Origin of the sequence: Psychrilyobacter piezotolerans, assembly GCF_003391055.1 — a bacterium.
In the GTDB taxonomy this organism is placed as follows: Bacteria; Fusobacteriota; Fusobacteriia; order Fusobacteriales; family Fusobacteriaceae; genus Psychrilyobacter; species Psychrilyobacter piezotolerans.
Genome location: NZ_QUAJ01000051.1, coordinates 1 through 11,302, shown reverse-complemented (window position 1 = coordinate 11,302; position 11,302 = coordinate 1). Strand labels below are relative to the sequence as shown.

The following is an 11,302-nucleotide window of genomic DNA, read 5'->3' as shown; positions in this document are numbered from 1 at the left end:
TTTGCTATTTTGGTTAAACTTCATGTGGATACCTCCGTAAAATATTAGGGTTTAGTCGTCTTAATTTTACATCGAGGTATCTTTTTTTTTCAACCATTTACTTTTTTATTATACAGGAATGCTCCTTTCTGAAATGAAACTAAAAATATTTATTTTATAAATTTTTCCATATATCTCTGTACAGTTTCTATAAATGTAGCATGACTCCAGGTAAGGGGAGATACAGAGACCGGTTCATTTGTATGTGGATTTATCTGTTCGGACAAAACTCCGCTGGGAAGGGCTCTTTCACATACCCAGTTTAACAGTTCCAGGGATTTTTCTTTATTTCCCACCTCAATATAGTAGAATGCCATCCAAAGGGTAGTAATAATCCATGGGTTGCCGGTAGTATCCTCCGATATCCTGTAATAGGGGTCATCTTCATACCTGGCAATACCTCCTATAGGGGTATTTATCCATAATCTATCCATAATAACCCTAATACTGCTCTCTATCATCTTATCTGATGGGGAAAACATTCCAAAAGCAAAGAGGGAATAGAGGCTGGAATCTTTAGTTTTATCCAGGTATATTAATTCCCCATCTTTAAACCTGGCCATTCTGGCAAAATACCCCTCACTTTCTATATACATGTGTCGTATGAAGGCAGCCTTCATGGTTTCAGCTGTATTTTTATACTTTTCAGCCAGATCTTTTTCACCAAATAAACGAGTAAAGTTGCTGGCTTCCATAAGACCTCCATAGACAGAGGCTACGGTAAAGGAGTGAACTCCCAGCCTTTCCTCCCAGAGATCATAACTTTCCCGGGGAAGATTGGTATCCGGATCAATAAAACGACACATAAATTCAGCTGAATTTTTTATAAGTCTCTTATAAAGAGGCTTGATAAACTCAATATCCCTGTATTTTTTAAAATGTTTCCCTATAGCCCAGACAACAAGGGCAGTTTCATCTTCTTGTATAGGGAGCTGCCTCATCCCATTTGTTATCCATGGATGCCAGGAACTTCCTATATTTTTAGACGGGGTATATTTATGGGCCAGATATCCCTCACTGCAGATTACATCACTGCAAAAATTATAGAAGCTGCTGCTGAGGACGGGGTAGCTTGCCCTGTCCAAGGCATGGGCCACAAGAGCCCCGTCTCTAGGCCACACATAACTGTATGTATCCCTGTTGTACTGCATTCCATCTGAATCATTGGCGGCTAATATTCCTCCTCTATTATCTATCTGGGTCCTTAAGATAAGAAGACTCTTTTTATAGAGCCAGGAGATTTTTTCAGGAAGAAGATCTAAGGGCAGATCTTCCTTATTTACCCATAGATCCCAGTAATTTTTTGTCCTTACCAGGAGTTCTTCAGGATTCTTGTCTACTATGATGGAATTGAGCTTACATACTTCTTCCCAGTCTTTTCCGGCACAGATGTAATAAAAGAATGAAATTTCTTCTCCGGAACCTACCTTTAGTTTGATTCCGGTAACTGAATCTACAGTCCCCTGTTCTATCGGGTTGCAGCTAAGAACTCCGTCAAGGGCATCCATATATGTACCCTGAAGATCATTTTTACCCTTGCTTCCAATGGCAAATTCCTTTATACCGTACCTCCCTTCATGGAAGAGATTGATAAGAAAATACCGGTCCTTCTTATAATGCACCAATACTTCTTTGTCCGGTCTGTATAGGGCCGTATCAGCTATTTCATTTCCAAGGATATTAAAATCCTGGGTAAAAAATATTCTGACATCGTGATCTTTGGGAGAAGTATTATTTACACTTACTTTTTTTAAATAAATATTTTCATGAAAATCTACACAGTCATGAATTTTAAGTTCAATGGGAAAGTTTTCTTTTTTCAGGCAGATGTCTGTGACCAGAGAATCATCTAAATAATTTAATTGTATATCCCAGCTGGAATCAATCCAATGAAAAATACCGTCACACCATATACCGGTCATAAAAGAGTTTCCATTGGTGTGATTTTCCTCCCCCACATAGGGATAGAAAAACTCCCTCATACAGTAGTTATCATCAAAGGCTATAAGCATATTTCCATTTCCAATAGGAATATTTCTAGGCATTGTTTTCCCCCTCTCTTACCGAAGATATTTAAATATTTTTTACCGAAAAAAAAGAAAAAATCCTTTTTTTTTCATTTTGATATTTAAGAGTTACAAGAACCTTAAATATCAAATGCCCTATAAATTTTTGGACAGAGTACAAGATTTAATTTAACAACCTAGGAAGGAAAAAATACCAATACCACAGTATATTAAGCTGAATGGTATTTTTATCTGGATTTATGTTGGAATTAAACACCTATTCAAATCTAAAATTAGGAGGATTTGTATGAATAAATTGTATCCGTCTCCCAAGGGAGACATTGTTTCTTATGCTTCTGCTAAGGAATATGAAAAAAATATCCCTGTAATGGTTGAATCTGTAAATTCTATTATGACTAATTTGAATTCTATTGAAAATTTAATAGGTGGTAACCCCTTGTCTGTTATGCATGAAAATCATATCCACCATGCTAAATTTATGACCAATATATTTAAACTAAACGACTATGAACTTCTTAGAAATACACTAAAATGGGTCTTAAGCAGCTATAGATCCAGAGGATTCAAAAGTAAATATTTTCATAAAGAAATAGAAACATGGATAAAAGTTATAAATGAAAACTTAGATTCAAATACTTCTTCGGAAATCATTAAAATCTATGAATGGCTAAAATCTACCCTAGATCATGTGGAAGAAGAGATCAGTGATAAGACAAACGAAATTGAATATCCTTTTGATTCTGATTGGGAGAAAAATAAAAATAAATTTTTTAATTTATTAATCAATGGAAATTCTTCAGAGGCTTTATCATTTTCAAAATCCATTGTTCACGATAAAGAATCACTGGAAGATTTTTACACAAAAATAATAACATATTCAATGTATGAAGTAGGGTTACTGTGGGAAAAAGGTTTGATTTCAGTAGCTCAAGAGCACCTTGCAACGTCTATTGTAATGAGAATTATGTCCTTTTTATATATGAATTTTATTTTAGTTGAAAATATAAAAGGAAAAGCCATAGTAACAGCTTCCTCTAATGAGTATCATGAAGTAGGTGCAAGAATAATATCAGATATTCTTGAATTAGATGGATGGAATGTTATTTATCTGGGAGCTAATGTTCCTAATGAAGAATTGATAAAAATAATTCATGAAGAAAAACCTGATTTTATAAGTATATCTGTTGCTATGGCTTTTAATATGAGTGGTGTAAAAGACTTAATCTCTCAAATAAGGTCCGATTCAAATTTAGATAATATGAAGATTTTATTAGGAGGATATGCATTTACATTTGGTAGAGAAGCTCAAAATAAAATAGAAGCAGATAAGATAGCTCTTAGCAGCTGCGAAACTGTAGAAACTGCAAGATTATGGTGGGATGATAAAAATGAAGTTAAATTTTAATAAAAGTAAAATTTTAATAAAATACATGGCTGATAAAACAAATATGCCCATTGTTACCTTAACGAAAGATTTAAGAATAGATCAATACAATAAGGCTTTTGAAAAACTAATAGATAATCCCGGTAATATAACCAACAGCTTATTTGAAAAAAATGTTGGAAGAATTAATATCTCTTCTCAGTCAGTAACAGATAGAGGTTTAAATATTAAAGAAATAAGCTGCACCTATAATTCAAAATCAGGTTCTGTAACTTATTTACAGGGTTCTTTAATAAAAAAAGAAGAGGACACAGTTATAATATTTAAAAATTATCTGATTAGTGAATCTGAAATAGTGAGTGAAATTTCTCAAATAAATATTGAAATGTCAAATCTCACAAGGGAATTGACAAAGAAAAATTTTGAGTTAAAATTAGCTAATGAAAAAATCACTCAATTACTAAATACTGATTTTCTTACTGGAATTGCTAATCGTAAATTTTTCTTTGAACGTTTGAAAGAATTAATATCTCTAAAAAAAAGAAATAATTATTTTAATATAGGGATAATTTTTATGGATATAGATTTCTTTAAAAATTTTAATGACACCTATGGACATGACGTAGGAGATTTAGTTTTAATTAAATTTTCCCAAATGCTTAAAGATAATACTAGAAAAGAAGATATAGTTGCAAGAATGGGTGGAGAAGAATTCTGCATTATTGTGCAATGTAGGGAAGAAAACTATTTATTCGATATTTCTGAAAAACTCAGAAAAAAATGTGAAAATATAGTGTTAGAGGGGATAGATAATAAAATTACTGCAAGTTTTGGAGCAACTTTTTATAAAGAGTGGGAAGATGCAGATATCGTAATGAAAAGAGCTGACAGCAATATGTATAAGGCAAAAACTAATGGTAGAAATCAAACTGTATTCAAATAAGAATAAAAAACAGCAAGTCGCTTTAATCCACCACTTGCTGTTTTTGAATGTAGATTTATAAATAATTTATTTGAGGTCGATGCCTAGAAATAGATTAAATCAAGAAATTTAGAATTAAAATAATTAATAATTTCTAAAAAATTTATTCAATGCATCAAAGTTAAAGGAAAAAAGTTAAATTGCAGTATATCTAAAAAAGAAGACATCATAAATATAAGATGCTTTAAAATTAAGACCCTTTCAATCCAATGGGGTTTAAAATAAGGAGGAATAGCTATGTATACAGACAAGAAATTTAACGATCTATTGGTAGGACAATATAGTCAATTGTCCCAAGATATTTGGGCTTTCCTTAAAACAAGAGAAAGTTTAATCAAAATGGAAACGGCTACGTATCTTAAAAAACCTGCAGTCACTGCATTACAAAAAGACCTTATAAATAATTTCCCATTGAAAAATCATGTGAAATTAAACAGGTTTAAACAGCTTATAGGTGCAATGGTAAGGGATATTTTATCTGATCATGGCTATGTTATTCAACAACATGAAATAACTGTTAATCCTTCTGATCTATTTGTAAAGGCAACCAGGTATAAAAAATCTGCAGGATAAAGAAAACCTTTAAAAAGTAAAAAAGATATCTGGAATAGAGGTCTAAAAATAATCATTATAGGAGGAAAAGATGAAAATTGCAGTTTTTATGGGGGGAACATCAACTGAGAGGGAAGTATCACTAAAAACAGGGAGTGCAGTATTAAACAGCTTAATAAGACAGGGATACGATGCATATGGAGTGGATTTAACAAGTGAAAACCTGGTCGCATCATTCATTGAAAATGAATATGATCTGGCATTTTTATCTCTACATGGGGGGTGTGGAGAGGACGGAAGGATTCAAGGCTTACTTGATCTTTTAGGAAAAAAATATACAGGGTCTAAAGCAGCTCCAAGTGCAGTTGCAATGGATAAAATTATAACTAAAAGGATAGCAGATAGTTTGGGAATAAGAATCCCCAAGACCTATCCAAACAAAGAGGAGATAGATAAGTTTCCGGTAGTGATAAAACCGTCAAAAGAAGGATCCAGTATGGGGCTTTATATTTGTAAAAATATGGAAGATGCAGAAGTTGCTTTGGAAAACCTATCAGATAGAAGTGTGATAATAGAAGAGTATATAAAGGGAATAGAACTGACTGCAGGAATTTTAAATGGAGAAACTCTTGGAGTGTTGAAGGTAATTCCCCATGGTGGAATATATGACTATGAGTCAAAATATGCAGGAGGAAAGACCGATTACGAGTACCCTGCAAAGGTATCGAAAGAAATCTATGAAAATGCCATGAGGAATGCTAAGCTTATTCACGATGAACTTAAATTAAGCGGTGCTTCTAGAAGTGACTTTATATTATCAGATGACAAAATCTATTTTTTAGAGGTTAATACCTGTCCTGGAATGACAGAGACAAGCCTTCTTCCTAAACTTGCAAGCCTTAAGAACTATACATTTGATGATGTGGTAAAAAAAATTATCTCATCGTAGAGATATCCATTGAACAGGCAACTCCTTTGGTATTTTATGCCGTTATCCTAATATAGGATTTGACTGTTTTTAAATTTTTTCTATAAAAAATGCACTATATGTTAATTTTTGTTATAATAACTAGAATAAAAATATATTAAAAAAATAAATAATTTTGAAAAAAGGCAAAGCAAAGGAAACTTTGTGACGCAAAACTATAGGGTCTGAGTCTTGCAATGGATATGACAGCCAGTTGTCAAAGTTTCTTTAGGGGGACAAGATGCTTAAAATTCTAATCAACAGACTTATTAAAAATAATTATTCAGGTGAAAAAGTAAAATCAAAAGAGGAAAAAGGGTTGCTGAAAAGTTATGATAAAGCTATTAAATCCAATCCAGATAATCCAAATAGTTATTTTAACAGAGGCAATTTAAAGTTTAAATTAGGAGATTACCTAGGTGCAATGAAAGATTATAATACAGCTATAAAGCTAAACCCTGAATATTTGCAGGCGTATCACAGCAGGGCAATAATAAAAGAGAGGTTAGATTATTACAATGGAGCTATCGCGGACTATAACTTTATTTTAAAAATAGATTCATTGGACCCGTTAGCACATAAAAACAAAAATATTATCCAGCAAAGGTTTTAGTATAATGTAAAAAATAGGAAGTAAAATTATCTATTACCGTATTTTAATATTTAATACAGGGGAGTGTAACAACTTTTGTGTTTTCATTCAAATCTTAATTACTAAACTAGTTAGGCTTTTAGAATAGATATTCTGAAAGCCTTTCTTCATATTTAATTGCAAAAATATTGTAATATCTTCAACGCCAGCACTGAAATTCTCTAGATAATAAAAAATAGAATAATCATTAAGATTACTCTACTCCACTAAAAACTATATCTGTTTTTTCCATTTTCTTTGGCTTTGTAGAGGGCCTTATCAGCTTTTGTTAAAAAACTATCTAAATCTTGATCCTTTATAAGTTTGGAGTGACTTATAGGATTCAACATCTTTAACCATCGTGTATAGAATTTTATCAGAAAATAATATCCATAAAAATGAAATAAGCATATAAAATATAACAATTTTTGATGATTCCTTTAAGGAGTAGCAGCTAGGGTTGTTCGATTCTTACCGTTAATTTTAGATTTATACATCGCTTGATCTGCTCTCCTGATAAACTCCTTATAATTTTCAGACCTTTGATAGGATGCTATACCTGAACTCAGACTTAGGTTGTAATTATGAAATAAAATATTTTTCTTAAAATTATCTTTAATCCGTTCGGTTATTTTTAAAGCTATTTCCGCAGTTGTATTTTGATATACTATCAAAAATTCATCTCCACCATACCGAAAGGCATAATCTGATTCTCTTATGGAACCATTTATTAATTTACCTATGTATCTTAAAATTTCATCTCCTTTTATATGACCCACTGTATCATTAATTTTCTTAAAATTGTCAATGTCAATAAAGGCTATGGATATTTCATGATTAACTTCAGTCGATTCATTTAATATAGACTCTAACTTTTCTTCTAAATAACGTCTGTTGTACAATTTTGTCAATGGATCTTTTATACTTTTTTGTGAAATATAGAAATTATCTTTCCTTTCATTTAAAACAGACAAAACAACTCCCATTGATATCAGCATTAGTCCAATGGGCATTAAAACTTTGTCTATATGAGATAGAAACCCTTCTATCTCATATATTTCATCCATTACATTTTGTAATGCACCTGTATAAAATATAATGGACCCACCTACATATAAACTACGTATAAAAATTTTTCTAAAGGCAATTTTTCCAAAACATATCCATATTAAAGGTTGGATACAGATTAAAAGTTCGCTTATGATATCCCAGGCTGTTGGATTTTCTACTTTTGGAAATGGCATATCTAAGGATATCAATGTTAAAGTTATGGCTATTACAATTAAATATGGCATAAGTACTTTATTTTTCAAAGGTCCTCCTCCTTACTTTAGCTTATTTTATTTCATACTATCCAATTACTAAAAAAAACGATAATTCCTTTAAAATTGTTGCAGAGAACCTTAAAAACTATCATAAGAAAAGCAGATTTTCTAAATACATATATTTTATGATATAATATATAGGATAACCATTAAAATATAAAAGTTGACAGGGAGATATAATATGAAATTAGATAAGATTGAATATATAGATAGAAAAACCAATATGATATTGGTAGAAAATGTTCCGGGAGAAAATTTTTTGAAATTTTTATACCATAATCCATTTGGAAAACTGCCCTTGGAGCTGCTGGTAAAGAGAAAATGCCTCTCCTCTTTTTACGGAAAATTAATGGACCAGAAAAAATCAATCAATAAGATAGAGGATTTTGTAAAAAACAACCATATAGATATGAATGAATCTCAAAAAAAAGTAGGAGATTTTACTTCATTTAATGATTTTTTCTATAGAAAACTAAAGCCCAATGCAAGAAAGATAGAGGACGGATTGGTGTCTCCTGCCGACGGAAAGGCGGTAGGGTTTGAAAAGATCAATGACTGGGATAAATTCTTCGTAAAAGGAAGTGAATTTTGTTTAGAAAAATATCTGAATAATAAAGAGCTGCTGGAAAAATACAAAGGCGGTAGTATGATCATTGTCAGGCTAGCTCCTGCGGATTATCACAGATACCACTTTCCGGCTGACGGTAAAATCGGCAGTAGAAATAAGATAGACGGATACTATTATTCTGTATCACCCTATGCAATAAAAGAAAATTTTGGAGTATTCTGTGAAAATAAGAGGGAATTAACTACACTGGAAACCAGTGAATACGGGGATGTTTTGATCTCAGAGATAGGAGCTACCATGGTAGGAGGGATCGAGCAGACTTATACTCCTGATACCCATGTTAAAAAGGGAGAGGAAAAGGGGTATTTCACCTTTGGAGGTTCCTCGGTACTCTTACTGTTTGAAAAGGGTAAGGTTATGATAGATGACGATATTTTAAAAAATACAAAAAATGGCTATGAAACCAAGGTATATATGGGTGAAAAAATAGGAGAATAGAGATGTATTTTAAAAGGGGAGACCTAATAATCTATGGGCTAATCATAGGGATTTTTTTGACTTTAGGCATTAATGTCTACAATATTAAGGAAACTAAGGCAGAGAGAGCTGAAATATATGTAAATAATAAATTAAAATATACATACAAACTCCAAAAAGCAGAGAAAGACTTTTATGTCGATACGGATATTGGAGGAGTAGGAATAAAATTAAAAGACAATAAGATAAGGGTAACCTCCTCATATTCTCCCAGAAAACTATGTGTCAAGCAGGGGTGGATAGAGAGGTCGGGACAGACCATCATAGGAGTTCCGGATAAACTCCTGATAAAGATAGTGGGAAAAGAAGAAGCAGAGGTAGATTTTATCCTGCGGTAGATACTATTTAAAATGAAATGAAAAAAATGAGTTCTGTAAAATATAGAACTCATTTTTTTAATATGTAAATTTATTTTTTACGATATTTACATATTATTTAGAAAAATATTACACAATTAATATATATATAAAATATGATTAAACCTAACAAAAATTAATTAAGATTAATAAAGATCAACAAAAATTAACAAAAAATAATTATGATTTTTCATGGAAATGTTATATAATGTTATATAATTTATTATTAAATTTGAATTAAAAAATATTTTTGGCAAAGCAGGGGAAATCCTGTGGCGCAAAACTAAAGGGCCTTTAAAATGGCAGCCAGTTGCAGATCTTTCGAGGTCTGTATTTTTTTATATAAAAAAACGGTTGTTAGGTTGTTTTTCGTAGAATGTTAAGTTTTTTTTAAATTTTACAAGAAAAAATTAAGGATAGATATCAAATAAAATATTGAATTTACAAGGGAGAAGGAAAGATGAAGAAAATAGTTTTATTGTTTTGGTTAGTTATATCGATGCAGTTATGGGGGATGGAAATTAACGGAAATTACAGTAATTTTTTGTATTATAAGTCTGCCATGAAAAGCGGGAGTGAGGTAAGAATAACTCCTGATGAAGGTGGTAAAGTAGGTGCAGTCTGGTCACGGAATATGTTTGATTTGAGCAAAGATTTTCATTTTGAATATGAAATTTGTTTAGGAAGCAAAGGAATACAGGACATTGAAAGTCTAAAAAAAATATATCCTGGTTTAAATATGGCACCTCAATATATCGATGATCACAACAATGTTGATATAGGGGCAGACGGGATGGCCTTTGCCTTTAAATCATCGGATTATAAATATGTTAACTATGGAGAAGCTGGACAATATATAGGTTATGATAATTATGGGTCGCCAAAAATATTTGAAAAATCCTTTGGAGTTAAATTTGATACCTATACAAATCCCGGCTATGATCCAAAGTTTCTTAAAGAGGATGGAGAGAGAGATTTAATAAAAGATCATATTGCTTTTATAGCTAAAGGAAAAATTGGGACAATAAATGGTTCAGCATTTTCAGGTAATGACTTCTATCAGGCAATACCTGAGATGGAAGACGGGGAATGGCATAAGGTTACCTTTGACTGGGATGCTTTATCTAAAACATTTACATATACCTTTAAAGACGGGATGACGACATATACAAATACTTATCATGGGGATATTGTACAGGAATATTTGGGAGGAAGATACGCTTATTTTGGATTTACTTCATCAACAGGGCAGTGGATGAATGAGCATAAAATTCGTAATCCTGAAGTCAGAGGAACTATTCCAACAGATGATTATAAGTTACACATAGAGAAAGAGGTTGTAGATGAAAAAATTTATGAACTAGGGGATACTATTAAATATAAAATAACAATAACAAACCCTGGAAGTGAAGACCTTATCGATATTAAATTAAAAGATGGTAAAAATATATCAGATGAAGAACTGGTATCGGATATTACCCTTGAAAAGGATACATGGATTGAGCTTGGAGCGGGAAAGAGTGTTGTAACCTACGGAACGAAGCAGGTAACTCAGGCAGACATTGACGAGGGAAGTGTAATAAGAACAGCAGCAGTAGTAGCAACAAAAAAGGATAGCAACCCTGTTGAACTACTATATGCTGCAGCAGAAGTCAGGGTAAAGACTATGCAAAGAAATGAATTTACTGTAAGTAATACTCCGGTAATAACAGATAAAGATAGTAAATCGGTTGTAACGGAATATACAAAAGTAGGTGATATCGTAACTTATACAGTTGCTTTAACAAATACAGGAAATACAACATTGAAAGATATAGTAATAACAGATACGAATAAGGTAGATGGAATTATATTAGATAAAACAGAGTTAGTACCTAGCGAAACAGCAACAGGAACAGTAACGCATGCAATAACGCAGGCGGATTTAGATGCAG

General features: G+C 32.0%; 10 protein-coding genes and 2 riboswitches. Of the genes, 8 read left to right on the top strand and 2 right to left on the bottom strand.

The features are described from left to right. Positions 1 to 149: 149 nt before the first annotated feature. Positions 150 to 2,084: a glycoside hydrolase family 15 protein gene (locus DYH56_RS15250; protein WP_114643720.1), complete on the bottom strand. Its 1,935-nt coding sequence runs from the start codon at positions 2,082 to 2,084 to the stop codon at positions 150 to 152. 268 nt (positions 2,085 to 2,352) lie between these two features. On the opposite strand from DYH56_RS15250, the gene DYH56_RS15245 reads away from it, so the two are divergent. The 5 genes from DYH56_RS15245 (at position 2,353) to DYH56_RS15225 (ending at position 6,564) form a co-directional block, all read left to right on the top strand. Continuing rightward, positions 2,353 to 3,471, top strand: a complete 1,119-nt coding sequence (locus DYH56_RS15245; RefSeq protein ID WP_114643719.1) for a cobalamin B12-binding domain-containing protein — start codon at positions 2,353 to 2,355, stop codon at positions 3,469 to 3,471. Then, the gene (locus DYH56_RS15240; protein WP_233500056.1) at positions 3,446 to 4,393 is read left to right on the top strand and encodes a GGDEF domain-containing protein; all 948 of its coding nucleotides are present in this window, start codon (positions 3,446 to 3,448) and stop codon (positions 4,391 to 4,393) included. Before DYH56_RS15245 ends, DYH56_RS15240 begins: the two co-directional genes overlap by 26 nt. A gap of 276 nt (positions 4,394 to 4,669) precedes the next feature. After that, positions 4,670 to 5,005, top strand: coding sequence for a hypothetical protein (locus DYH56_RS15235; RefSeq protein ID WP_114643717.1), 336 nt, complete (start codon positions 4,670 to 4,672; stop codon positions 5,003 to 5,005). A 70-nt stretch (positions 5,006 to 5,075) separates the two neighbouring features. Continuing rightward, a complete protein-coding gene (locus DYH56_RS15230; protein WP_114643716.1) occupies positions 5,076 to 5,933 on the top strand; it encodes a D-alanine--D-alanine ligase in 858 nt (285 codons plus the stop codon). A 153-nt stretch (positions 5,934 to 6,086) separates the two neighbouring features. Then, a riboswitch (cyclic di-GMP riboswitch) is annotated at positions 6,087 to 6,173 on the top strand. Between the two features lie 19 nt (positions 6,174 to 6,192). Then, on the top strand, positions 6,193 to 6,564 hold the full coding sequence (locus DYH56_RS15225; protein WP_114643715.1) for a tetratricopeptide repeat protein: 372 nt from the start codon (positions 6,193 to 6,195) through the stop codon (positions 6,562 to 6,564). A 458-nt stretch (positions 6,565 to 7,022) separates the two neighbouring features. Here DYH56_RS15225 and DYH56_RS15220 read toward each other — a convergent pair whose 3' ends face one another. Continuing rightward, positions 7,023 to 7,895 carry a GGDEF domain-containing protein gene (locus tag DYH56_RS15220; RefSeq protein WP_233500055.1) on the bottom strand — a complete coding sequence of 291 codons (873 nt, stop codon included), beginning with the start codon at positions 7,893 to 7,895 and terminating at the stop codon, positions 7,023 to 7,025. 193 nt (positions 7,896 to 8,088) lie between these two features. Here DYH56_RS15220 and DYH56_RS15215 point away from each other — a divergent pair, with 193 nt between their 5' ends. From DYH56_RS15215 to DYH56_RS15205, 3 genes are all read left to right on the top strand, one after another. Next, positions 8,089 to 8,973 (top strand): phosphatidylserine decarboxylase, encoded by an 885-nt coding sequence (locus DYH56_RS15215; RefSeq protein WP_114643714.1) that lies wholly within the window; start codon positions 8,089 to 8,091, stop codon positions 8,971 to 8,973. A 2-nt stretch (positions 8,974 to 8,975) separates the two neighbouring features. After that, complete coding sequence (locus DYH56_RS15210; protein ID WP_114643713.1) at positions 8,976 to 9,350, top strand: NusG domain II-containing protein; 375 nt, start codon at positions 8,976 to 8,978, stop codon at positions 9,348 to 9,350. 260 nt (positions 9,351 to 9,610) lie between these two features. Then, positions 9,611 to 9,686, top strand: a riboswitch (cyclic di-GMP riboswitch). A 142-nt stretch (positions 9,687 to 9,828) separates the two neighbouring features. Further along, positions 9,829 to 11,302: lectin-like domain-containing protein (locus tag DYH56_RS15205; RefSeq protein WP_147269630.1), on the top strand; the 1,474-nt coding region annotated here is incomplete at its 3' end.